Origin of the sequence: Facklamia sp. 7083-14-GEN3, assembly GCF_024742075.1 — a bacterium.
GTDB lineage: Bacteria > Bacillota > Bacilli > Lactobacillales > Aerococcaceae > Facklamia.
Window position 1 is genome coordinate 256,145 of sequence record NZ_JANSGD010000001.1, and the last position, 25,812, is coordinate 281,956.

The following is a 25,812-nucleotide window of genomic DNA, read 5'->3' on the forward strand; positions in this document are numbered from 1 at the left end:
AAAGAATACTAAGAGACTGATATAATAAGATAAAGGAGTGATTTTATGCCAAAAGTATATAAAGAAGATTTTGCTTATCCAGTAGAGGCAGATCGTTACCGTCTTGTTTTTAGTTTCCCATGTCCCTATGCTCAAAGAGCTGACATTGCCAGAAGATTATTAGGTTTAGATAATGTAGTTAGTTTAGCTGTCGCTAGTCCAATAAAGACTAGCAAAGTATGGGATTTTTCTAATGATACCGGAGGAAAGGATCCGATCCTTGACGTTGAATATGTCTCAGAACTATATAAAAATACTGATCCAGAGTATGAAGGTCCTTTTTCAGTACCAGCTTTAGTTGATATTAAGACAAAGACTGTGGTTAATTCAGAGTCATTGGATATCTTAAGAGATTTCACGACACGATTTAAACCTTTTCATGCTGATAATGCTCCAGATCTTTATCCAGAGAATTTGAGACCAGAGATTGACCGTTGGATCAAAAAAATAATTGATGACGTATTGGGTGGAGCAAATCGTGCAGGATATACTCGCTCTCAAGAAGAGTTTGATCAAAATGCAGAGGCTTACTTCAAAGTATTAGCTGATTTAGATCAACACTTCGCTGAGAATCAGTTTCTATTAGGTGATCAATTGACTGAAGCCGATTTAGTATTATATACACCTCTAATCCGCCATGATTTACTATACATGCCAATCTATGGCTTATTCCACCATTCATTGCGTGATTACCCTAATTTATGGCGCTATATGAAACAACTTTATCAAATGCCAGCCTTTAAAGCTGCTACTAACTTCAGAGAATACCAAGTAGGACAATATTCTGGAAGAACAGGCCGTATATTTTTCCGTAGAGAAGTAGTACCAATGCTACCAGACCTTTCACACTGGGAAAAATAAAAAATTATAAAAAAATTAACTATTTCTCTTGCTTTTATTCCGAATTCGAGATAAAATACAGATGTTCAGTAAATTAAGTACTGAAACAAATACATATAAAAAGGATGATTAAATATGACTAAACTAGGTGTAATTGTAGGATCAACTCGTAAAAATTCTTTCTCTAAACAATGGGCAGATAATATTGTTACTTTATATCCTGAAGGAACAGAAGTAGAATTTTTAGATATTGCGAACTTACCTCTTTATAATCAAGACTTAGATGAAAATTCACCACAAGCTTACACAGATTTCCGTGAAGCAGTTAAGCGTCAGGATTTAATCTTATTCGTAACGCCTGAACATAATCGTACAATTTCAGCTGCTTTAAAAAATGCATTAGACGTTGCATCTCGTCCTTGGGGACAATCAGTATGGAATGGTAAACCAGCTTTAATTGCTTCTCAATCTATTTCTGGAATTGCCGGATCTAATGCTAATAAAGATATGCTAAAAATCTTAGGATTCTTAAATATGCCAGTTGCAGGACAACCAGAAGTTATGCTTGGTAATTCTCAAGAACTTCTAAAAGATGGAAAAGCTCCTCAAGGAACTTTAGACTTCTTACAAACTGCAGTAGATGCTCACGTAGCTTTATTAAAATAATAAAATGTAAGTCAACGATTAATACGTTGACAAATGATTAATAAATCTGTATACTCTATTAAGTAGAGTAATAAAATATTTAAAAGTTTAATTCATTATCATAATTAATCCTTTTCTTTATCTTATGTAACATCTGCAAAATAATAGCGCTAAGCGCAAGGAGGATTTCATTTATGAATAATGGAACAGTAAAATGGTTTAACTCAGAAAAAGGTTTTGGTTTTATTGAACAAGAAAACGGGGAAGATGTATTCGTACATTTCTCTGCTATCAATAACGAAGGCTTTAAAACATTAGAAGAAGGTCAAAAAGTGACTTTCGATGTTGAATCTGGTGAACGTGGATTACAAGCTAGCAACGTATCTGTTGTAGCTTAATCTCAGTTAAATATAAGCAAAAGACAAACCAATGGTTTGTCTTTTTTTTTTCAAAAATTATAGCGTATTTATCGACAGAATAGCTTTATTTTGTAAATTTACATTCGGTATTGAAAACGCTTCGAAATTGAGGTATATTATATATGACAAATAAAAAAGGAGTGAATAATATGTATCCGTATTTACAAAGACTGGGACGTTCATTAATGTTACCAGTTGCAGTATTACCCGTTGCTGCTTTAATGTTAGGGATTGGTTATGCAATAGACCCTCAAGGTTGGGGTGGGAATAATCAGTTAAGTGCCTTATTGGTAACTGCTGGAGATACAATTCTCAGTAACCTAGGTATTCTTTTCGCATTAGGGGTTGCCTTAGGTATGTCGAATGACAGGGATGGATCAAGTGCCCTGTCTGGTATGGTGGCTTTCCTAATGGTAACAACCTTACTAAATCCTGACAAGTTGACTAATATTGTAGGAATTCCAGTCGAGGAATTTTCATCTGCTTTCACCAAAATCAATAATCCTTTTATTGGAATGATTTCAGGTCTGACAGCAGCATCTGTATACAATAAGTTTTCCAAAACCCGCTTACCTGATGCTTTTGCATTCTTTGCTGGTAGGCGATTGGTTCCGATTATCACATCCTTAGTGATGGTATTAGTCTCTGGTATCTTATACTTTGTTTGGCCTCTAGTCTATGATGGATTAGTTTCATTTGGTACTTGGATTTCAGGTATGGGTTGGTTTGGAGCGGCTTTATATGGTTTCTTCAACCGCTTATTGATACCTACTGGTTTACACCATGCCTTGAATGCGGTATTCTGGTTCGACTTAATTGGTATTAATGACATTGGGAATTTTTGGCAATCTGCAGGTGTTAAAGGTGTAACTGGTATGTATCAAGCTGGGTTCTTCCCAGTAATGATGTTTGGTTTACCGGCTGCATGTTTAGCCATGTACCGTAAAGCAGATCCTAAATACCGCAAGCAAGTAGGTTCACTTTATCTTGCAGCGGCTGTGACAGCCTTTGTAACTGGTGTTACAGAGCCAATTGAATTCACATTCATGTTTGTCGCTCCAGTATTATTCCTTGCTCACGCATTCTTAACAATGTTATCGTTAGGTTTTGCAGCGTTGATGCAGTGGACAGCTGGTTTTGGTTTTTCTGCAGGTGCAATTGACTTTGCCCTATCTTCACAAGTTCCAATAGCTAACAAACCGTTTATGTTGTTACTACAAGGTTTGGTTTTTGCTGGGCTATATTATGTAGTCTTCTCATTCTTAATTGAAAAAATGGACCTCGCTTCACCAGGTCGTAAGGGACCTCTTGCAGGTGAGGGTGTAATTGAATCTAATGAGAGTGTAGAAAGTACAACTTCTGAAAAAGAATACCAACAAGCTCGTAAAATTTTAGAGGGCCTTGGTGGTAAAAATAATATCGATAATTTAACCAACTGTGCAACTCGCTTGCGCTTAAATGTTAAGAATACTGATATTATTGATCAAGAAAAAATTCAAAATGCTGGTGCAGCTGGTGTTAAGATTATGGGTAAAAATTCTGCACACGTTATTATTGGAACAAACGTTCAATTTGTGGCAGATGCCTTACAAGATGTTCTTGATGAGGAAAATAAAGACTAATATTTATTAATATATTAAAAGAACCATTGAATGCATTCAATGGTTCTTTTTTACTTAATCTAGATGTTTATAATAATAAATTACTAACTGAGTGCGATCGCGTAAATCTAATTTTTCAAGGATTGCAGACAAATAATTACGAATAGTGCCTTGTGAAAAATGCATTTTATCAGCAATTTCTTTGTTACTGAGTCCCTGAGCTAACCAATGAACTAATTGACTTTCTGTTTCTGTGAGGTTTTCAAAATGAGCATCATTTTTTGAAGTATCAATAAATTGAGGAAGTTTATCTATAATTTCATCGCCGAAAACCCTATGACCTTGGTGAACGGCTTGAATTGCTGGAATAAGACTTGAATAATCAGTTTTTAGCAAATAGCCTTTTGAGCCAATTCTTAGAGCTTCAATTATATATTCATCCTCTTGAAATGTAGTTAAATAAATTATTTTTGCAAATGGATCAGATTTAAGAATCGCTTCTCCGGCTACTAAACCATTCATAATCGGCATTCGAATATCCATAAGAATTATATCAACCTTTTGATTGTTGTAAAGGTTAATTGCTTCTTGTCCGTTTTGACCAATTGCAATGATTTCAATCGGATTTTCTAAATCTTTACTACCCATTTCAATTATGGTTTTGAGGCCCGATGTTACTAAAGCATCATCGTCAACTATCATTAATTTCATTTTTTAGCTCCTTAGGAAGTTTAATAAATATGCGAAAACCATCATTAGTTGTAATATGTAGTCTGCCTCCTAATTTTTGAACACGTTCCTCCATCGTAATTAAACCAATCCCTTGATCAAATCTTTTTTTAGTTAAATTTTTGCCGTTATCAGCGATTAAAAGAGTTACATAATGATTAGATTCCTGAACAGAAAGGTTTACTTGAGTGGCATTGGAATGTTTGTTGATATTGGTCAATGCCTCTTTGAAAATGCTTAGAATTGAATGACTAGCATGGTTGGAGAAAGTGACTTTATTCATATAAGAGAAATTAATCTTACATTTATTAAATTGATCCACTAAGAATTGGATTTCTGATTTTAGATCGATTGATTTTTCTTTTTCTAAATGAATGACAGAACGCACGTTATTCATAGAGGTATCCAGAGTGTTTTTTACAGCTTGTAATTCTTTTTTTAACAAAGGATCAGCTACCTTGAACTCTAAAGCAGCAATTTGAATAATTGCAGAAGATAATTGGTGCCCTAAAATATCATGAATTTCTCCCACAATACGTCGACGTTCATTTAGTATAGAATTAGCAATCAAATTATCTTGTAGTTTGATTAACTTCTCTTGTTCATCTTTACTCTGTTCATTGATATATCTTAAGTGATCAATTTCTCGGTAAGAATTTTTTTCAATTTGAAGATTATTTATGTAGAAAGTATAAATTAAGCTGGCAATAAGTGCCTGGCCAAGCACAAAAAGAAATTGATAGAAAGAGGCATTTACCACTAAGGCAAATATTGGAATTAAGATAAAATATAGATAGGAAGTTTTATGTTTTAATTCAAGTGATAAGTAGAAAACAGGAAGGAAGACAAAAAAGATTGGTTTAACTATTAAAAGAGCTCCTATAATTACACTAAAAAAAATTGTTTTCATATAAGAAGCAGGTATAAATAAAGTGTTTTTAATATTTTTAAAATAAGCGATTGATATTTTTTGTAAAGAGACGAGAATGACACAAAGAGTCAATTCTATAATTGGAAAATCATTTTTGGAAAGGTCCGTTTGGTAACTGTATAAGGATAATATAAAAATAAATAATCCAATTAAATAATGCTTCGACATAAAACTTGCCTCCCTTTAAAATATCTTACCATAGATTCATTTAATTCGGGATGACATTTGTCATTTAAAATAAGGTGACATTTCTCTCTTACAAACAATGAGTAAATGGGAGATAATATAAATGAATAATAGGTTAAAGGGGGAATATTTATGTTGGTAGAAATTGATCAATTAGTTAAACGTTATAAAGAAATCGTTGCAGTAGATCACCTATCATTATCTGTAGCTGAGGGTGAAATATACGGCTTGTTAGGTCCCAACGGATCAGGGAAGACGACGGTCATAAATTGCATGTTGAGCCTTCTAACTTATGATTCTGGCAAAGTTTATCTTTTTGGAAAAGAAATGACCTCGACCAATTACGAATTAAAAAAAAGGATTGGTCTCGTTATGCAAAATATTGGTGTTTACAATGAACTGACAGTCGAAGAAAATATTGATTATTTCTGTGGCCTCTATTTAACAAATAAACAGAAGCGAAAAGAGGCTGTTAATGAAGCCTTAAAATTTGTTGAATTAGATGATTTTCGGAAATTTTTTCCTAAAAAGTTATCAGGGGGATTATTAAGACGTTTAAATTTAGCTTGTGGTATTGCACATCGACCTGATCTTATTATTTTAGATGAACCTACCGTTGCGGTGGATCCTCAATCGAGAAGTAAAATATTAGAAGGAATTAAAACACTTTCTAAAGAAGGCAAAACGATTATATATACCACTCATTATATGGAAGAAGTAGAGTTTCTTTGTGATCGGTTAACGATTATTGATCGCGGTAAAGAACTCATAACAGGTAACTCAGAAGAAATTAAGAACATTTCTTCTTCTGGAGAGTTGGTTACGTTGGATGTTTTTGATTTAAGTCAGGAAGCCAAAAATAAACTTAATGAATTACCTGATCTTCTATCATTTAATTATGAACACGGTAGAGCTCAGTTTGTTTTTGCAAAAGGTCAGAGTCACTTAATTCAATTATTGAACATTTTAAATGAATCCCAAGTAGATGTGCTTAATTTATCTGTTAAAAGACCGAGTTTAAATGACGTCTTTCTTGAAATAACAGGGAAGGAGTTAAGGGACAATGTTTAAACATCTTTTATCTTATTCTCCTAAATTATTTTATCGTAGTAGGGATGGCGCACTCTATGGTATTCTATTTCCAATTGCTTTTGCTTTAGTATTTATGATAGCTTCTTCTAATATTATGAATAATAATTCTGATTTTGAACTTATTCCTGTTGCATTAATAATTGAAGGAAATGAAAGTGAGCGTCAACTAGCAAAAGAATCTTTTGATCACTTTTCGATAGAGGGTTTAGGAAACGAACAGATTGAAAATGATAAAGAAAAGAATAAAGCGAATAAATTTATCGCTTACCGTCTTGTGGATAACTTAGAAGAAGGTCGAAATCTATTTCAAACGGACCAAATACTAGCGAGTATTCAGATTGATAATCGTGAAATGGCCAATAAAATTAGCCTTGAAATATCGCCGGCTTTTGTTAACTCTTATCGTTCATCCGTATTATATACTCTATTAGAATCTTATGGTCTTATCACTCAAGGAATAAATAATAATTATAGGTATATGAGTATGGAGGAGAAAAAGCCAAATTATAAAGAAGCAATCGATAAAAAAATGAATAAGTTATTTACTAATAAAGTACTCGAGGAAGCATCTTCAAAAAAGAATACTTCTGCTAACAGTGTCTACTATTATGCGATATTTGGCTATCTATGCATCTTTTTTATGTCAATGGGGGAAGCTGTTGTTGAAGAAAACGAAGCTTTTACTTCTGCCCAAGCTTTAAGAATGACCCTAGCACCTGTGAATAAATTTAAACGTTTCTTAGCAGCTTTTCTTGGCAGTGGAATACCTAGTATATTGGTTATATATGCTGTTTTGTTAATTTTTATAGGTTTTGATACGCCCATAGGCAGTGATTATTGGAGAATTATTCTGCTACTAACATTAGGTGTCATTCTAGGTCTAGTTTTAGGAACAAGCGTTTCAGCATTGTTTAAAAGAAATCAAAACCTTTCAAGTGTTATATCGATTATTTTACCTCTTTTATTTTCATTTATGGCGGGAATGATGTCCGAACATATGAAAATATATGTTAATCAAGAAGCTCCATGGCTAAATAAGATTAATCCTGTTAGCTTAATATCAGATAGTTTCTATTATTTAAATAATTATCCAACTTATCAACAATTCAATCAAAATATAATGATCATAATTCTTATGATATCAGTTTGCCTATTGGTGACCTATTTAGGGTTAAGGAGGACCGATTATGCCAGTCTTTAAACTCTTTTTTAAAATTATTAAAGCTAACTTTCCGCGTTTTATTGTTTCACTGTTTATCTTTATATTATTAGCTACATTAATTAATCAAACAACTAAAGAGCAGTTTACAGACCAATTTGAAATAAAAAAGGCTAAAATAACTATTTTTGATAAAGACCATTCTTCAAGAGCTAGTCAGAGTCTGATTCATTATCTTGGGGAACGGACTGAAATAATTGAAATTGAAAACAGTCCAGAAGCCATATCTGATGCGTTTTTTGACCGTAGAATTAACTATGCGCTAACGATACCTGAAGGGTTTGAAGAACACCTTTTAAATCCTGACTTTACAGCAATTACCTTAAAAAAAGAAAGTCATAATTCTATAATGGATGAGATTCGAGTGGATTCTTTAATTGAATCATTTATGTTCAATGCTTCGACTTTGGCCGCTAGCTTACCAACAACGCTTAATCAAAATGCTTTAAATCAATATTTTATGGATCTAGAAAAAAATTTAGATCAAGAGATTGAGATTATTTCGGGTCATAATGTTATTGAAACCTCCAAAATAATTTCTTTTGGATTGTTATTTCTCCCAATGATTTTGTACTTTACAATGATGAATTTTATTAATAATTTTGGTTACGTAGAAATGGCTATGCGTCAAGAAGATATAATTAGACGTGAGCGAAATTCTTTATTAAAAGAGTCAAGTCGATTAAAACAAACAGTTCTAGCAACCTCCTGTTATACAATTGGCTTTTGGATCATCCTTATTTGCTTGGCATATTTATTCTACGGCTCTGAAGCTTTCTCTTCGCAACGATCACTCCTTTTCTTATTATCAAGCTTTGTTGCGACTTTAGGTATTCAAGCAATGGCTTATTTTATTGGAGTACTTGCTCCAAATAAAGGAGTTGTCAATTTCCTTGGTAATTTGCTCAGTTTAGTCTTAGCTTATGGGTCTGGGATATTTATTGATATAAGTTTGATACCGAAAGAGCTTCAATTTATTGCTTCGATTGCTACTCCTATTTGGTCAGTTAAAGCAAATTATATCATTGCAGAGTCTACTTATTTAAGTGATGCAATTATGGATGATTATTGGGAAATTATCGGTATTCAATTATTAATTACGATTGCATATTGGTCAATGGCTCTACTGATTAAAAAATTCACGCAAGAAAAAAATTATTTAATTACTACTTAAATAATCAATTTAACAAAAGCTTTCTCAAATTTTATTACTAATTTGAGAAAGCTTTTCTCATATATGGTAAACTTTCTTATAATCTTACTTTGAGCTATAATGAGGGTATCTTATAGAGAAAGTTTGAGGATGACATGGATTTAGCAATTATTATTTTTCAACAATTGATCATACTTATTTCGATTGCCATGATTGGTTTTTGGTTAGTTAAAAAGGACCATTTTTCTCAAAATACAGTCAGTCAAATTAATAAAGTAATAGTAAAGTATCTGACACCTTTAATTATAATAGAAGCTTTTTTCAAACCGATTGAATCAGAACTTATTATTCAACTGTTACTTGCAATGATAATCTATACAATTTTTTTACTCATTAGAATTTATGTTGGTCATTGGTACTTTGGATTAAATGAAAATGGTGTTGCAAAATTTGCGACAGTTTTTGGGAATGTCGGCTTTATAGGGATTCCTTTAACTTTAGCGGTGTTTGATCCTTCTTTTGTGATGATAACAACAGGACTCTTTCTAATAACAAATTTCTTTTCATGGACATTGGGTTTAAAAATGATTAGTGTAAAAAATCAAGAACCTAAAGTTAAATTTACAGCTCGTCCCATTCTAGTAGCCTTTTTGATTGGAGCAATGATTCAAGTGACGAGTCTGCCTATTCCTTCTGTTTTATCTAAAGGAATTCATCAATTGAATCAAGTCTATTCACCTTTAGCGATGATCATACTAGGTGCTTATTTTGTCGATATTGCTAAGGTATCAGATTATCTTGATTGGAAATTATGGCAAACCGCTGCTATCAAATTACTTATATGGCCGCTTATTAACTTATTTATGCTCTTATTAATACCGGGCTTAAGCTTTGAAACTTTCTTTATTTTAGTTATGATTCTTGCCGGCCCTTCTGCAATGATGACAGCACTATTGAGTCAGTTAATAGGTGGTGATTATTTAAAAGGGGCTAAAATTGTTCTACTAACAACCGTAGGCTCACTTTTGACAATTCCACTTATTTTAAATTTGGCAACTTGGCTATATGAAAACTATTATTTATTAGGAGGATTTATTAATGGATAAAGAGAAAATGGCTAAGAATTTAGCGAAAGTACAGTCAGATATTGCGCCTTATTCGACTAAGATGGTGGCGGTGACAAAGTTTGTTGATGCTAAAACGACTAGAGACCTATATGATTTAGGTGTTCGTGAAATGGGAGAAAATCGATCAGATAAATTTCTAGCAAAACTTGAAGCACTGGAGGATATCCAATCGGATATTACTTGGCACTTTATCGGTCATCTGCAATCAAGGCAAGTCAAATTGATTATCAATCAAGTAGATTATTTACATTCTTTAGACCGTCTATCTTTAGCTAAAGAAATACAAAAGCGAGCGGAACATCCTGTAAAATGCTTTCTACAAGTTAATGTTTCAGGAGAGGAGACTAAAGGAGGGTTTGATCCTGACCGAGTGATGGAGGCAGTAGAAGCTATTGAGGTCTATGATAAGGTCCAAATTGTTGGATTAATGACCATGGCACCCATCGATGCAGGTGAAACAGAGCTTCATTCATATTTTTCAGAATTAAAAGAGCTTCAAGAAAAGGTAGCAAGTAAAAATTATGCTTGGGCCCCTTGTAAAGATATAAGTATGGGAATGTCACGGGACTATCATGTAGCTTTAGAAGAAGGGGCCAGCTATATCCGTGTGGGTAGTGCATTGTTCGATCCTAAATAATTGAATATTAAAAAGAAGTCACTGTAATGTGACTTCTTTTTAATATTCAATAAACTAATGAAAGGCTTATCTTATCAGCCTTCTATAGGGTGGAAAATTTATTGAAAGGGAAGAAAATCATTTTTACTTCTGACAAAAGATTGTCTTCAGAAATTAAACCCATCTTTCTAGAATCGACTGAGTTTTTCCGATTATCTCCTAAGCAATAAAAATAACCTTCTGAAATGGTATCGACCTCAAGATCTTGAGTAATTTGATTGGTTAAATATGGTTCATCCATTTTCTCACCATTCACATAGAGAACATTGTCCATATATTTAATAGCATCTCCAGGCACACCGATGACACGTTTAATGTAACGCTTTTTCTGTTCAGGCACTTTAAAAACAATGACATCAAAACGTTCAACTTTTGAAAAGTTACTAGCTATAACAAGGTCATTATGTTGAAAGGTATTCATCATAGAGCTTCCATCCACCCTATAAACACTGAAAATAACAAATCGTAAGATCATTAATAATAAGAATAGGGTTAGTAACCATTTATTATTTTTGGAAAAATTTTTAATGGTATCTGTGTCTACGTTCATTTGAAGCTACCTTTCATTTTAATCATTGAGTTAAGCCTATTATAGCAATTATCAATAGATTATCTATAGCTAACTAGACATTGAATATTAATGTCCTCTTTAATTATCAAAAGTGAGTAAGGATAAGTTATTGTGATTGAATGAAAAGAAAAAGCGTTCAAGTAATAATAAAATATAGAAAAGACCCTTAAGTGGGATGTTGTTTCCAATTAAGGGTCTTTTAGAACTAATATAAATAAGTAGTTTTATTCCTCACCGTGAGATACCGGCAAATGCCAAATGGCATCATTATAGTCCCCAATGGTACGATCACTTGAGAAAAAACCAGAATTAGCAATATTGACAACTGATTTTTGATACCAAGTTTCAATATTCTCATAATCTCTCAGCATCTGTTCTTTAGTAGCGATATAGTCTTCTAAATCAATCAAAGTCATAAAATAGTCTTTATTGATTAATTCTTGGTGCAAACGGGTTAGACGCTCTTCATTACCAAAATACAACATTCCATGGGATACAATAAAGTCTACCAAGGGTTTGATGGTGCCTTTTTCATAGAGGTCTTTAGCTATATAACCATTACTTTCATAGAGATGAATAATTTCTTTACTTTCTTTCCCAAAAATATAGATATTTTCTTGCCCAACTTTTTCAAGAATCTCAACATTGGCTCCATCTAGCGTTCCAATTGTTAGTGCTCCATTAGCCATGAACTTCATATTTCCTGTTCCAGAAGCTTCTTTTGAAGCTAAGGAAATCTGTTCAGAAATATCAGCTGCTGGAATAAGGTAAGAAGCATTGGTGACATTATAGTTTCCAACCATGATAACTTGTAAGTGAGGAGCGACCTCCTTATCTAAACTGATTAATTGTGACAGAGTTAAGATTAGGTGAATAATATCTTGTGCAATAGTATAAGCAGGGGCTGCTTTTCCTCCAAAAATAACGGTAATAGGCGTTTCGGGGATATTCCCTTTTTTAATATCTAGATATTTATGAATCACCCATAAAGCGTTCATCTGTTGACGTTTATATTCGTGGAATCGTTTGATTTGAATATCAATGATAGAGTGTTCATTAATTGTAACCTTCATTCGATCTTGTAATCTTTTCTTCAACCGCATCTTGTTATTGTGTTTGATGGCTCTCAATTTACTTAATGTGCGCTCATCGTCTTTAAAATTTATAAATTGTGAAAGATCGGCATTTCGATGCCAAAGCGTTCCGATTTTAAGATCTAGGTATTCTGAAAGTTCCTTATTTGCATCCATTACCCAACGGCGGAAGGTGATACCATTGGTCATATTGTGGAACTTGTCTGGATAGATTTCATAAAAGGGTTTTAAAGCCGTTGTTTTTAGAATTTCAGTATGCAATTCTGCAACACCATTGACAGAAAAACCAAAGTGAATAGCTAAATGAGCCATATGGACATAATTGGAACTGTCAATAATCCAAACTTCAGCTTGATTTGGATAGCGTTTTCTAATCATTTGGTCGAGACGTTGAATAATATTGGCAATTTCCGGCATGATTAATTGTATATCACTAAAAGGCCAAGTTTCTAAAGCTTCAGCTAAGATAGTATGATTGGTAAAAGCCGTTATTTTAGTCACAATTTGATAAGCTTCTTCAAAGTCAATGCCCTCTTTCATTAAAAGGCGCACCAATTCAGGAATTATAAAACTTGGATGGGTATCATTGATTTGAATAACAGCATAATCAGCTAAGTCATGTAAATTGCTACCTTTTTCTTTAGCTTCATGTAGAACAAGTTGTGCTCCATTTGAAACCATAAAATATTGTTGATAAATCCGCAGCAATCTTCCTTCATGGTCTGAATCATCAGGATAGAGGAAGAGTGTAAGGTTTTCTTTAATATTTGTCTTATCAAAATCAATAGAGTTTTCAGAAACGATAGACTCATTGACAGTGTCTAAATCAAACAGGCGCAAGCGATTACGATGAGTTTGTTTATAACCTAAAATATCTAGGTCATAAAGAGTTGATTTGAGTGTGAAAGAAGCGTAGGGAACTTCGAAGGTGAGATGCGATTTTTTAATCCAGTCTTGACCAGTTAACCATGCATCCGGTACGGTATGCTGTTGGTTATCAAAAAACTCTTGCTTAAATAAACCAAAATGATAATTTAAACCAATTCCATCTCCATTAATTCCCATCTTGGTGATAGAATCAACAAAACAAGCAGCCAGTCTACCGAGACCACCGTTTCCTAAGGAAGGTTCATTCTCAGCATGTTCTATATCCATTAAGTTCTTTCCATTGGCGATTAATTCGTTATTAATTTGATTATAAATGCCCAAATTAATTAAATTGTTACTTAAAACTTTTCCAATTAAGAATTCTGCAGAAAAGTAATAAAGTTTTCTCTTTTGGTCTTGGTCCCGATAAGGTAGTCGACGAGACTCATCTTTTACTACTTCCATTAATACGGTATATAGTTCTTTATTATCACAATCATAAACTTTTTTTTGAAAGAGGTCTTGAGTATAACGCTCTAGTAAAGTCATAAATTTCTCCTTTATAGTGATCAATTGAAAAAAGCATTTCATAACAAAATTTAAATATACTTTTGTCTTCTTTATTATAGGTTAAAGGATAGTGTCCTGCAATTTAATCTACTATTGAATGGGACTTAAAAAGCCCTATCCATCATTTAAAGCTGATGAATAGGGTGTGATGAAGCAATTATAACTAATTAATCTTTTTATACTTTTCCTCTAAGCGTGCCATCCACCAACCTAAAGCACTTCCTAATAAGAGCATGAGGCCGCAGATTGCATAGCCACTTATTTGAATGCCTGTATAATCGGTTGGAATTATCATAAAAGTAGATGCCAGGACAACACCAAAAATAAAGTGGAAGAACTTTGCATAGTAGTGGTCAAAAATCCCCTCAATGAGTTTAGACAAGAGCAGTACAGTCAAAATACCACCCACTCCAATCGGAATAATCACAGCGAGGTCTAAGCTTTTAAACCCATCAGACATTAGCTTATACATGCCCATGTAAAGAATAAAATTTGAAGGGCTCAATCCTGGAATGAGTACTCCTAAGGCAATCAAAGCTCCTGCAATCATCCAAGTGAAAAAGTTTGCTGAAACTTGTCCGCCAAACCATGATTGTCCAAATATAAGTAAACATAAGGCCGCAATAAACGAAAGGACCATTATAATCAAATCTGACTGAATGCGTCCCTCTTGGCCAGCTTCTTTCCACAGTGAAGGGATCATACCCACTATGCATCCAACAAAAAACCACATGACATAAGTTTCATAATTTTCGAGCACATGACTAACACCGAATGATAAAATCACTATTCCAGCCAAGGCACCTAAGCCGACAGGTATGAAGAATATGACATTTTCGACAAAGTCCTTAGTCATATTAGCTAGAAAACGAATAATACGCTCATATAAACCAAAAATTGCTGCTAGAGCACCACCAGAAACGCCAGGTAAAATGAAGCCTGACCCAATGAACATACCTTTGACAAAGCGCCAAATCCAATCAATTGTTTTTTCCATAATTGCCCTCCAAAGTTAAATACTTGTTTAGTTTAGTCCTTCTTGGTAAAATTTTCAATTAAAGTTAATCTTATGCAAGAGTAGGTCTTTTAATGAATCTATTGTATAATATTATTAGTATGAAAAAGGAGCGATAGGAATGAATAAAGTTTATTTTTCTGATAAATGTCCGGATACAGAGGGGTTTATTAGTCGTTTAGATAAAATGCAAGTGAGCTACGAAGCAGTTAACATAACTGAATCAATGAAGAACTTAAAAGATTTTCTTAAATTAAGAGATAGTCGCAGTGAATTCGATGAGGCTAAAAAGAATGGCTATGTAGGTATTCCTATTTTATATTCTAATGACCAGTTAATCTACGATTTGGATACAATTAATGAAAAATAAGAAACAGTTATTCAAAAGTATCGTAATTGGAATTCTCTTCCTTATTTTTAGTCAATCTTTTAAACTTCCGATTAGTCATGCCCAAACAGCCTCTGATTATTATAAAATGTCTATTGATATAGTAAATGACTTATCAACTGAAGCTAGTGATCAAGAAGGTGATCAGTTTAGAACGTTTAATGATTCCTTAACGGAATTTGATGTGGAATATACAGTCGAACAGCTGGCCAAAGAATATGATATAGAACCTAAAAGAACTACCATCGATCTCGAAGAGGATTACCGTATGGAGTCCTTGCTTTTAAAAGAAGATGATTCATATGGTATGGAAATAATTGCTATCTACAAAATCGATCAGTTAGTTTATCTGGCTAGTCAATATTATGGTCCCATCGATTTTATTGAAGAGCAAGAGGAGCCGGTTCAAATAGCTCGTGCTATTGCTAAAGATTTGCAAATAAGGGCCAGTCTCAAAGGCGATATTATGGAAGAGGACGGTCTGTTAGTAGAAGTATCTTCTAAAGAAAAGCAAGAAGACTATCATTTGGCTTATTTTAGGGAGCAAGCGGTCTTATCGGACTATCTGGTCAATGAATTTTTAACAAAGCAAAATATAGAAGGGATTAATTCCCAACTGACGCTAGCATTGGCAGAAACGAAAGAGATTCCTGAACCAAAGGATAAAAAGTCAGATGATTTAGAAGCCGATAATCGTTCATTAGAAGAACAATTAAAGGGGCTGGTACCCGCTTCTTTAAATGAGTCTGAAATATTAGATTTAAAAGATTATGAAGAAAGTATTATAGAACTTGAGGATCAAATCAAGCTCTATCAATCAAAAACACAGACAGAGATTACAGCGGATAATTTTTCTCTTAATTCTATTAACGATCAGTTGGGACCAGCTATTAGAAGTGAAGAGAAGGATGACTTTAGGTTAGAAGAATATTATTTTCTTTCAACTAATAAGTTAGTCTATCTTGGCTTCATCTACAGTGATGAACAATTGCTACAAGCTAATTTCCATCATTTTGATGAAAATAGCTTTGAAGAAGGTGAGGACTACCAGTCTCTTCTAACAGATTATGAAAACAATGGGTACATCACACTAGCAGAAATTGAAGAAGCTCTCGGATCAGCTGACAGCGCGGCTTATTATATGATGACTGGCTTTTCTTATTATTCATGGGTAAGTATTTCAGATAACATCCGCCAATTAACTGCAAGTGTACAACAAGATCAAATTATAAATCTTCAAATTAATGAATCAAATGACTAATTATTACACACAGGAAGAAGGATCAAAGTGGACCAAACAGCAATTAATTCTTTGATGGAACAAGCTCGTGAAGCAGTAAAAAGAGCTTATTGTCCCTATTCAGATTTCCCTGTAGGAGCAGCATTACGAACTAAGGACGGCAAAGTTTATACAGGTGTTAATATTGAAAATGTGTCCTTTGGGGCTACCAATTGTGCAGAACGCTCCGCAATCTTTACAGCTGTATCCGAGGGATACCGTCCGGGCTTTATTGAGGCGATTGCGGTAGCAGGAGATACTGAAAATTTTCTAATGCCATGCTCAATTTGCCGTCAAGTTTTGGTAGAAATGGCAGAGCCTGATACTCCAGTTTTTTTAACACGTAAGGATCAATCAATTTATCAAACCACGGTCAGTGAACTGGTACCAATGGCTTTTCAAAGCCTAGATATGTAAAACATAAAAGGAGGAATTACAATGACACAAAAATTATTACATACTTGCTATCGAATTAAAGACAGAGAAGCGAGCTTAAAGTTTTATACGGAAGTTTTTGATTTTAAAGTGATGCGCGATCGTCGTTTCCCAAATCATCAGTTTGACTTGTTATATTTACAAGTTCCAGGATCTGATTTTGAATTAGAATTAACTTATAATTATGACTCTGATGGCTACACTATTGGAGATGGATTCTCCCATATGGCCATTGGCGTGGATGATCTTCAAGCACAACATCAAAAATGCAAAGAAGCTGGTTATGAAACAACAGAGCTAAAAGGACTTCCAGGTCAAAAAGCTTCTTACTTCTTTGTATCTGATCCTGATGGTTATAGACTTGAAGTGATGGAAAATAAAAACTTAGCGGTATAAGCTTGTCTATACTCTTTGTTTATGGTAAGATTTGTGCTTGCGATGAGTCGAATACAATCTGGTAGATTGGAAGCAAGCTGTCTAGAGCTAAGAGCTCAAGCCAGGAAGGTGACAGAGCAAGTTGGAGCTGTGAACTGCAACTTGCAATATCTTAAGATATTTTGCGATTCGTGAGTACTAGTTACTCGCTGACACCCTTTTAGGGTGTCTTTTATAAAAGCCTTTAACTTTCTGTATTTCAGTCAGTTAGAGGCTTTTTTACTATATTTTATTATTTCTAGAATAAACTTATTTAATCATTTTGATAAAAAAGTTTTGAATATATAGATGTATCATTTTGTGTTTAAAATAGGCTTTATCATGGGATTATTCTTTCAAAATAGTGGGGATTCCGTTACAATATTGGTAATTGAACAAGTTAACTAATTCACTTAATAATCCGTCTCATGCCTATCAATTATAAGAATGGAAGGTTACTATGAAATTTTCCTTGGATCGAAGTAGCTTAAACAATGAAATCAAAAAATTTTCATCTCAATTGCATGACCAAGTCTATCGGTTTTTAGGTGCCAAGCGAGTTCAGTCAACTTATACAGGTTATCAGTTCAGTGTATGGGCACCCAATGCATGGAAGGTATATTTACAAGGAGATTTTTCTAATTGGGAGAATCTACTCATGGAGAAACTTGATGGAGGTGTGTGGAGTCTATATATTGAGAATGCTCAAGCGGGGCAATGTTATAAATATGGAATTGATCATGGAAATAATCATATTGAATATAAAATTGATCCCTATGCCCTGCGGTTTGAAAAACCTCCCCAAGATGCATCAATTGTTGAAGATCTCTCACCATTTTCATGGAATGATCGAGAGTGGTTACAAACACGTAAGACTAAAGATAAATATGCTAATCCCTTACAAATCTATGAGGTTCATCAAAGTTCATGGCGACAGCATCCTGATGGAAGACCTTATTCTTTTAAGGAATTAGCCCATAGTCTAGTTCCTTATGTTAAAGAAATGGGCTATAACTACATAGAATTCATGCCTTTAACAGCCTTTCCTTATGCACCTTCTTGGGGCTACCAAGTAACTGGATACTATGCAGTGGCTAGTCAATATGGTCGAAATGAAGATTTTAAATATTTTGTTAATTATGCCCACCAAGAAGGTATTGGCGTAATTCTTGATTGGGTTCCAGGCCACTTTAATCAAAATGCTAATGCTTTGGCTTATTTTGATGGTCAAGCTTGTTATGAGTATGCAGATCCTCAACGAGCTAAAAATGTTAGCTGGGGCAGTTTAAATTTTGACCTTGGAAAGTTACAGGTACAATCTTTTTTAATATCTAATTTAAATTATTGGCTATCTGAATTTCATTTGGATGGCATTCGAGCAGATGCTATTTCAAATGTTCTTTATCTTGATTTTGATCAAGGTCCTTGGACGCCTAATAAATATGGTGGAAATGATAACCTTGAAGGCTATCATTTCTTACGCACAATGAACCAATGGGTTCAAAATCATTATCCTGAGATTTATATGATAGCTGAAGAAGCTACTTCATCGAGCGGAGTAACCTTGGATATTGCTCACGGAGGATTGGGATTTGATTATAAATGGAATATGGGATGGATGAATGATGTTCTAAGATTTTTCCAACTTCCTCACGATCAAAGGCCAGCTCAATTACGCCTCATTACTTTTGTTTTTATGTATCAATTTAAAGAACGTTATTTATTACCCTTTTCTCACGATGAGGTTGTTCATGGGAAAAAATCACTTTTAGCTAAGATGCCAGGCAATCGTTACGATCAATTTGCTGATTTAAGGTTGGTTCACGCCTACATGCTAGCTCAACCCGGCAAGAAGCTTCATTTCATGGGTAATGAGCTTGGGCAATTTATTGAGTGGCGTTACTATGAGGAATTAGATTGGCAAGGGCTGAAACAAGAATATAACACTGAGTATCAAGATTTTATGCGGACTATTAATAAGATTGGGTTAGCAAGACCAGAGTTTTATCAATTAGACCATCAATCAGAAGGGATTACAGTCTTAGATGCAGATGATTTAGAGAGAGGTCTACTAAGTTTTATACGTTGGTCAAAAAATAAACAGTCTTATTCAGTCATAATGATTAATTTTTCGAAGAATCATTATTATGATGTGGAGCTAGGTGTCCCTGAAAGTGGAAATTATCTTGTCTATCTCAATAGTCAAGCTGATCAATTTGCCGGTTATCAAAAAAGTTGGCAAAAGTTTTACCGAGCAAAAAAGAAACCCTGTCATAATCAAGATCATTGTTGTTTAATTGAAGTTCCAGCTTTATCCGTTCAATTTATTGAACATAAAAGTTAGCATCAAGATAGAAAGGAGAAGGATGCTAAGGACTTAGCATCCAAAAGCTAAAATGAAAGATGAAATGGTTGCTATGATACTAGCCGGAGGTCAAGGGAGTAGGCTGGGCGTTTTGACTAAGCAAATAGCTAAGCCAGCTGTACCGTTTGGTGGAAGATATCGTATTATTGACTTTGCTTTAAGTAACTGTGCGAATTCAAATATACATAAAGTGGGGGTCATTACTCAATATCAACCCTTAGAATTAAATGCTCACATTGCTAATGGAGAAGCTTGGGGGTTTAATGCGAGTGGCGGAGGTACAACTATTTTACAACCTTATTCATCCACGGATGGAGAAAAATGGTTTAAAGGAACATCAAATGCCATCTATCAGAACCTAGCCTATATTGATTCCGTCGATCCAGAATATGTTTTAATTTTGTCTGGAGATCATATATATAAAATGGATTATTCAAAGATGTTAGATTTTCATAAAGAAAAAGGCGCTTCATTAACTGTTGCTGTTAAGCCGGTCCCTATCAAAGAAGCTACACGCTTTGGAATTATGAATACAGATGAGTATGATCGTATCGTTGAATTTGAAGAAAAACCTGATCAGCCCCAGTCGAATTTAGCTTCAATGGGAATCTATATTTTTAATTGGAAGAAATTACGTAACTATTTAATTGAAGATCAAGATAAAGATAATCAATTGGAAGATTTTGGTAAACATGTTATTCCACTCTACTTAGCAAATGATGAAGGATGTTATGCTTATGCCTTTGATGGTTACTGGAAAGATGTGGGAACTATTTCATCTTTATGGGAAGCAAATATGGAAATATTGAATCAAGACCATCCACTCTATCACTCTAATCCAGAGTGGCGAGTTTATTCTAATAATCCTGTTCTACCTCCTCAAGTGGTGACGGACCATGCTGCTATCTATGATTCCTTTGTAACCGATGGGTGTTATGTGTCTGGAGAAATTCATCATTCGATTCTTTCCGAAAACGTCAAAGTTGGTCTCGACTCCCAAATCACCGATTCGGTGATTATGGCCAATGCTAGAATTGGAGCATCCTGCCGAATTGAATATGCAATTGTTGGTGAGAATGCGCGAATAGTAGATGGAGCAATGGTGATTGGAACAGAAAGAGACATTGCTGTTGTTGGTTTTGGCGATCAGATAGAAAGGAAGAATTAAATGGTTCACCATAAGACTTGTGCTATTTTAAATTTAACAGAAGACAATCAGCCTCTATATCCTTTAACTTATAATCGTCCTATCGCAGCTTTGCCATTTGCGAGCCGTTATCGTATTATTGATTTTATTTTATCCTCTCTTTCTTATGCTGAAGTTCAGTCTGTTGCTATGTTCATTGGTGAGTCAGGACGTTCTCTATATGATCACATCCGCTCAGGAGCCTCCTGGAATCTTGATTCACGAATTGGAGGGGGGATTTTCACCTTCTCTCAACAAAATTGGAAGGCGCGTTATCATCGAGAGAATGAACATGAAGATTACTACTATAATCACCGAATATTCTTAGAAAGATCGAAAGCAAACTATGTTTTTGTATCGGGATCGAAGATTATCGCGAATATCAATATTAATGACTTGCGTCAATCACATATCGATAGTGAAAAAGATGTAACCCTAGTTTATAAAAACGTGATAGCCTCAACCATTGGAATGGATCATCCCAATGAACGAATTGTTGCATTTGATGAAGAAAAAAACATAGTCGACTTATTACCTAATTCTGAAAAGCCAGCTCTTGCTTCTGTTAGTACTAGTTTGGACATGTATTTTCTATCAGTAGATATTCTTTTAAACTTGATTGATCGTGCTGAACAAGAAGAACAGTACCTTGAAATAGATGATCTTATTCAGTTTTATTTATTGGATTATAGCATTCATCCTTATGAATATACTGGCTATACGGCTAATATTAATTCGGTAGAAGCCTATTATCAAGCCAACATGGATATGCTAAACCATTTATCTTATGCAGCTTTATTCCATACCAATCAACCTGTTCGTACAAAATCCAAAAACGGAATCCCAACATATTATCATGAGCGTTCTTATGTGCGAAATGCAATTCTAGCAACTGGAACGACCGTCTACGGAGAAGTAATTGATTCTTTAATTAATCGTAGAGTTCAGATTGGTGAGAATGCAAGCGTTAGAAATTCAATCATTCAACAAGGCGTTGAAATTGGAGAAGGTGCAACAGTAGAATACGCCATTCTCGATAAAAATGTGGTGGTTAAGCCCGGTACAGTGATTCGCGGACGTCCAGATAAATTAATTGTAAAAGCTAAAAATGAAATTGTTGATGCAAGAGTAAACTAGGAGGGGTTAAATGAAAGTACTTTATGCCTCAGCTGAAGCAGCTCCTTTCTTTAAGACAGGAGGTTTAGGAGATGTTGCATATGCTTTGCCAAAAGAGTTAGCGAAAGACCCTGAAATTGATATTCGTGTAGTTCTCCCTTTTTATAGTCAAATGGCTAATGAATATGCTCAGCAGCTAAAAGAAATTGCTCATTTTCGTTTCCAATTGGGTCAACGAAATGTTTATTGTGGAATCAAGCAACTGAACTATCAAGGGGTGACTTACTACTTCATTGATAATTTGGCTTATTTTGATCGGGCAACTTTATATGGCGAATGGGATGATGGAGAACGCTTTGCTTATTTTTCAACCGCTATCATTGAAATGTTGGAAGTAATTAATTGGATACCAGAAATTATTCATTGTAACGATTGGCAAACGGCTATGATACCCGCTCTTTTAATTGATCGTTATCATTGGAAGGAATCATTAAAAAACATTCGAAAAGTGCTTACCATTCATAACATTCGCTTCCAAGGAGTTTATGATGCCTCAATGCTTCCAAATGTCTTTGGAACAGGATTTAATACCTTTACCGAAGATGGGTTGAAGGAGAAGAATCATATTAATTACTTAAAGGGTGGGATTAACTTTTCTGACCGGGTAACGACTGTCAGTCCGACATACGCTGAAGAAATATTAACTCCAGAATTTGGTGAAGGTTTAGATGCGGTATTAAGGCTAAATAAATGGAAACTTAATGGAATTATTAACGGAATCGATTTAGATATTAATAACCCTAAGACAGACAATTATTTACCCTATCACTATGATCAAAAAGATCTTTCAAATAAAGTTAAATTAAAAAGCCATCTGCAAAAACAACTCTTCCTTGAACAAGATAGTCAGATTCCTTTAATTGGAATTGTCAGCCGACTAACTGATCAAAAAGGCTTACAATTGGTTGAGCAAATTATGGATGATTTATTACAACAAAATGTTCAACTAGTTATCTTAGGTACTGGAGACCAACGCTTTGAAGATTCGTTCCGCTATTTTGAGCAAAAATACCCTGATCAACTGAGAGCGTGTATTCAATTTAATCTTGAACTGGCTCAACAAATATATGCTGCCAGCGATATCTTTTTAATGCCGTCTGCTTTTGAACCTTGCGGACTCTCACAAATGATTGCCATGCGTTATGGAACACTACCTTTAGTACATGAGACGGGCGGCTTAAAAGATACTGTAGAGGCCTATAATAAATATACAGGTCAGGGAACTGGTTTTTCATTTAATGGTTTTAACCGAGATAATTTACTTTTTACCATTAAAATGGCGTTGGATGTTTATTTTAACCAAAAGAAAGCTTGGCAGAAATTAGTGAAACAAGCCATGAGTAAAGATTTTTCTTGGTCAGAACCTGCGCAAGCTTATAAAGCTATTTATATTGATCTTTTAAAAGAATCCGTTAACTGATTCTGTTAAAAAGCGTATATGAAATTTAAATTATTTGCCTTCTAAACTGTTTAATTAAGACATGAGTTAGAAGGCTATTTTAATACTTAGGCAAAAGTCATACAATCTTTCATAAAATTTCTTAATCAGGTAGTATAATTTGAGAAAAAGACCAGCCTTTAGTTGGAAGGCAGTAGATATAATTCTATCTATGATAGAATTAATAAAGTAGGTGAATGATTAAATGAAGAAAATAAAAGTGAAATCAAATAAGCATAAACTATTTCAAGGATTCAAAAATATCTGGCGCTATTACCGAGGATGGAAGTGGTTGGTTTTTATTTTTCTATCACTGACCTTTTTCTTAACTTCTTATTTAGTTTTTATCGCGAAAACGACTGACGTTAAACAACTTCAAGACTCCTTACAAACAAAAACAGAAATTTATGATTACCAAGACCAATTTGCAGGTACGCTTTTATCTCAAAAAGGGAGCTATGTGACCCTAGATGAGATATCTCCCCTTATGCAAGAAACAGTGATTAAAACTGAAGATAAGCGTTTTTATGATCATAACGGATTTGATACAATCGGAATTGGTCGAGCTTTCATACGCTTAGTTATCAATCGCAATACATCTGGAGGAGGGGGTTCCACTCTAACGCAGCAATTAGCTAAGAATGCTTTTCTCACTCTAGATCAAACTTTCCAACGTAAATTGAAAGAATTGTTTTTGGCACTTGAAATTGAAAAAACGTATTCAAAAGATCAAATTCTTGAGATGTATTTAAACAATTCCTACTTTGGTAATGGAGTCTGGGGCATTCAAGATGCTGCTCAAAAATATTTTGGCATTAATGCTTATCAATTAGATCAAAATCAGTCAATGGTTTTAACAGGTATTCTAAAAGGACCTTCTTTATATAATCCAATAGATGATTATCAAGCAGCTATTGACCGACGAAATGTTATTGCAGATCTTTTAGCTGATGAAGGCGTTATCTCATTTTCTAATGCAGAAGATTTCAAAACAATGGGCATAGCTCTTTTAGACAATTATGTTCCAGCCAGTTCAGGTCATGAATATCCATTTTACTTTGATGCGGTGATAAATGAAGCTATTCGCAGGGTGAATATTCCTGAAGAAGATCTTATGTCTAAGGGGTATCGAATTTATACCAATTTGGATATCAATGCCCAGCAAGGTCTTAATAACGCATATCAAGAAAATGCTTATTTATTTAATGATGGAGTATATGATGCACCAATTGTTCAAAGCGCAAGTGCGGTAGTTGATACTCGAACAGGAGGAATCAGAGCCATATATGGCGGTAGGGGAGAATATATTTATCGCGGGTTTAACCGTGCTAGTGACATGTATCGAGCTCCTGGATCGACGATTAAACCTTTAGCCGTATATTTACCAGCTCTTGAGAATGGATTTAATATGCATTCGATGGTTCCTGATGTTGTTAAGGCTTATGGTAATGATCAATTTTCTCCAGAGAACTTTAATCGACAAACAGATCCAAGAGGAGAAGTTCCTTTATATTATGCCTTATCACAAAGTAAAAATACATCCGCTGTTTATTTGCTAGATAAATTAGGCGTTCAAACTGCAGTCGATAAGCTTCAACAATTTGGTATTGAAGTTCCCCAACAAGACCAGCAGTTGACTTTGGCCTTAGGGGCATTTTCTACAGGAGTAAGTCCTGTGCAATTAGCCTCAGCTTATGCAACTTTTGCTAATAAGGGAATAAGAAATGAATCTTACTTTATTCGACGAATTGAAGATATTTCTGGGAAAGTTGTTTACGATAATGAAAAACCAAAGCGGCATTTAATCATGACCAAAACGATTGCCGCAGATATGACAAGCATGATGTTAGATACTTATGGTGGCAATGGCACGGGTTATGGTGCAGGCCCTAATACAGGATTAATTGCTGGTAAAACAGGAACAACCGAAGTTTCGGATGGTTCAACCCAAACAAGAGACCATTGGATGGTTGGTTATACACCAGATTTTGCTATAGCTACATGGATTGGTCTAGATGACGTTGAAAGTGCCAATTTAGATGAAATTATGCCTAATGGCATGGGGAGGCTATTTAATAGTCAGACTTCTTATATGATGGCATACTCGCCACAAACACCATTTGATGTCGATTACGCTTCGCAAATGGAAGCAGATACGAATGGTAAAATGGGTGGTGATTTGTTGGAAAATGTTGATTTCAATTTTGATGAAGAACTTTCAATGCTTAAAGAAAATGGAAGTAATCTATGGGAAAAGGTTAAATCTTTTAGTAGTGAAAAAACACAAGAGGTCATCAATTGGATTGATAGTTTAGATTTACCCATTTAAAAATTAGCCAATAAAATTGATTACTTTT

At 34.4% G+C, this 25,812-nt stretch carries 23 protein-coding genes; 18 read left to right on the plus strand and 5 right to left on the minus strand.

Annotation, left to right across the window (positions count from 1 at the left end):
* The first annotated feature begins 45 nt into the window (after positions 1 to 45).
* From NW240_RS01190 to nagE, 4 genes are all read left to right on the plus strand, one after another.
* Positions 46 to 900 (plus strand): glutathione S-transferase C-terminal domain-containing protein, encoded by an 855-nt coding sequence (locus NW240_RS01190; RefSeq protein ID WP_258435603.1) that lies wholly within the window; start codon positions 46 to 48, stop codon positions 898 to 900.
* Positions 901 to 1,014: 114 nt separating this feature from the next.
* Entirely contained in the window at positions 1,015 to 1,545 is a 531-nt protein-coding gene (locus NW240_RS01195; RefSeq protein WP_258435604.1) for an NADPH-dependent FMN reductase, read from the plus strand.
* Positions 1,546 to 1,718: 173 nt separating this feature from the next.
* Complete coding sequence (locus tag NW240_RS01200) at positions 1,719 to 1,922, plus strand: cold-shock protein (RefSeq protein ID WP_258435605.1); 204 nt, start codon at positions 1,719 to 1,721, stop codon at positions 1,920 to 1,922.
* 143 nt (positions 1,923 to 2,065) lie between these two features.
* The gene (nagE, locus tag NW240_RS01205) at positions 2,066 to 3,565 is read left to right on the plus strand and encodes an N-acetylglucosamine-specific PTS transporter subunit IIBC (protein ID WP_258435606.1); all 1,500 of its coding nucleotides are present in this window, start codon (positions 2,066 to 2,068) and stop codon (positions 3,563 to 3,565) included.
* 54 nt (positions 3,566 to 3,619) lie between these two features.
* Here nagE and NW240_RS01210 read toward each other — a convergent pair whose 3' ends face one another.
* A complete protein-coding gene (locus tag NW240_RS01210) occupies positions 3,620 to 4,255 on the minus strand; it encodes a response regulator (protein WP_258435607.1) in 636 nt (211 codons plus the stop codon).
* A complete protein-coding gene (locus NW240_RS01215; RefSeq protein WP_258435608.1) occupies positions 4,236 to 5,372 on the minus strand; it encodes a sensor histidine kinase in 1,137 nt (378 codons plus the stop codon). Before NW240_RS01215 ends, NW240_RS01210 begins: the two co-directional genes overlap by 20 nt.
* Before the next feature lie 150 nt (positions 5,373 to 5,522).
* Here NW240_RS01215 and NW240_RS01220 point away from each other — a divergent pair, with 150 nt between their 5' ends.
* From NW240_RS01220 to NW240_RS01240, 5 genes are all read left to right on the plus strand, one after another.
* Positions 5,523 to 6,461, plus strand: coding sequence for an ABC transporter ATP-binding protein (locus NW240_RS01220; RefSeq protein ID WP_258435609.1), 939 nt, complete (start codon positions 5,523 to 5,525; stop codon positions 6,459 to 6,461).
* Positions 6,454 to 7,683, plus strand: coding sequence for an ABC transporter permease (locus NW240_RS01225; protein ID WP_258435610.1), 1,230 nt, complete (start codon positions 6,454 to 6,456; stop codon positions 7,681 to 7,683). The genes NW240_RS01220 and NW240_RS01225 overlap by 8 nt, the downstream gene beginning before the upstream one ends.
* Positions 7,670 to 8,875, plus strand: coding sequence for an ABC transporter permease (locus tag NW240_RS01230; RefSeq protein ID WP_258435611.1), 1,206 nt, complete (start codon positions 7,670 to 7,672; stop codon positions 8,873 to 8,875). Before NW240_RS01225 ends, NW240_RS01230 begins: the two co-directional genes overlap by 14 nt.
* 134 nt (positions 8,876 to 9,009) lie before the next feature.
* The gene (locus NW240_RS01235; RefSeq protein ID WP_258435612.1) at positions 9,010 to 9,960 is read left to right on the plus strand and encodes an AEC family transporter; all 951 of its coding nucleotides are present in this window, start codon (positions 9,010 to 9,012) and stop codon (positions 9,958 to 9,960) included.
* Positions 9,953 to 10,618 (plus strand): YggS family pyridoxal phosphate-dependent enzyme, encoded by a 666-nt coding sequence (locus NW240_RS01240; protein WP_258435613.1) that lies wholly within the window; start codon positions 9,953 to 9,955, stop codon positions 10,616 to 10,618. The genes NW240_RS01235 and NW240_RS01240 overlap by 8 nt, the downstream gene beginning before the upstream one ends.
* An 82-nt stretch (positions 10,619 to 10,700) precedes the next feature.
* Here NW240_RS01240 and lepB read toward each other — a convergent pair whose 3' ends face one another.
* From lepB to NW240_RS01255, 3 genes are all read right to left on the minus strand, one after another.
* On the minus strand, positions 10,701 to 11,207 hold the full coding sequence (gene lepB, locus NW240_RS01245; protein ID WP_258435614.1) for a signal peptidase I: 507 nt from the start codon (positions 11,205 to 11,207) through the stop codon (positions 10,701 to 10,703).
* A 245-nt stretch (positions 11,208 to 11,452) separates the two neighbouring features.
* The gene (gene glgP / locus NW240_RS01250; protein WP_258435615.1) at positions 11,453 to 13,738 is read right to left on the minus strand and encodes a glycogen/starch/alpha-glucan family phosphorylase; all 2,286 of its coding nucleotides are present in this window, start codon (positions 13,736 to 13,738) and stop codon (positions 11,453 to 11,455) included.
* A gap of 184 nt (positions 13,739 to 13,922) precedes the next feature.
* The gene (locus NW240_RS01255) at positions 13,923 to 14,756 is read right to left on the minus strand and encodes a DUF368 domain-containing protein (protein ID WP_258435616.1); all 834 of its coding nucleotides are present in this window, start codon (positions 14,754 to 14,756) and stop codon (positions 13,923 to 13,925) included.
* Between the two features lie 139 nt (positions 14,757 to 14,895).
* Between NW240_RS01255 and NW240_RS01260 the strand changes: the two genes are divergently transcribed.
* From NW240_RS01260 to NW240_RS01300, 9 genes are all read left to right on the plus strand, one after another.
* Entirely contained in the window at positions 14,896 to 15,144 is a 249-nt protein-coding gene (locus NW240_RS01260) for a hypothetical protein (RefSeq protein WP_258435617.1), read from the plus strand.
* Positions 15,134 to 16,423, plus strand: coding sequence for a hypothetical protein (locus NW240_RS01265; RefSeq protein WP_258435618.1), 1,290 nt, complete (start codon positions 15,134 to 15,136; stop codon positions 16,421 to 16,423). The genes NW240_RS01260 and NW240_RS01265 overlap by 11 nt, the downstream gene beginning before the upstream one ends.
* Positions 16,424 to 16,450: 27 nt before the next feature.
* Complete coding sequence (locus NW240_RS01270) at positions 16,451 to 16,858, plus strand: cytidine deaminase (RefSeq protein ID WP_258435619.1); 408 nt, start codon at positions 16,451 to 16,453, stop codon at positions 16,856 to 16,858.
* 21 nt (positions 16,859 to 16,879) lie between these two features.
* Positions 16,880 to 17,272 carry a VOC family protein gene (locus NW240_RS01275; protein WP_258435620.1) on the plus strand — a complete coding sequence of 131 codons (393 nt, stop codon included), beginning with the start codon at positions 16,880 to 16,882 and terminating at the stop codon, positions 17,270 to 17,272.
* A 478-nt stretch (positions 17,273 to 17,750) separates the two neighbouring features.
* The gene (glgB, locus tag NW240_RS01280) at positions 17,751 to 19,634 is read left to right on the plus strand and encodes a 1,4-alpha-glucan branching protein GlgB (protein WP_258435621.1); all 1,884 of its coding nucleotides are present in this window, start codon (positions 17,751 to 17,753) and stop codon (positions 19,632 to 19,634) included.
* A 52-nt stretch (positions 19,635 to 19,686) separates the two neighbouring features.
* Entirely contained in the window at positions 19,687 to 20,823 is a 1,137-nt protein-coding gene (locus tag NW240_RS01285; protein ID WP_258435622.1) for a glucose-1-phosphate adenylyltransferase, read from the plus strand.
* The gene (glgD, locus tag NW240_RS01290) at positions 20,824 to 21,978 is read left to right on the plus strand and encodes a glucose-1-phosphate adenylyltransferase subunit GlgD (RefSeq protein WP_258435623.1); all 1,155 of its coding nucleotides are present in this window, start codon (positions 20,824 to 20,826) and stop codon (positions 21,976 to 21,978) included.
* A gap of 10 nt (positions 21,979 to 21,988) precedes the next feature.
* Positions 21,989 to 23,437, plus strand: a complete 1,449-nt coding sequence (gene glgA, locus NW240_RS01295) for a glycogen synthase GlgA (RefSeq protein WP_258435624.1) — start codon at positions 21,989 to 21,991, stop codon at positions 23,435 to 23,437.
* A 223-nt stretch (positions 23,438 to 23,660) separates the two neighbouring features.
* Positions 23,661 to 25,784, plus strand: coding sequence for a PBP1A family penicillin-binding protein (locus NW240_RS01300; protein ID WP_258435625.1), 2,124 nt, complete (start codon positions 23,661 to 23,663; stop codon positions 25,782 to 25,784).
* Positions 25,785 to 25,812: the final 28 nt, after the last annotated feature.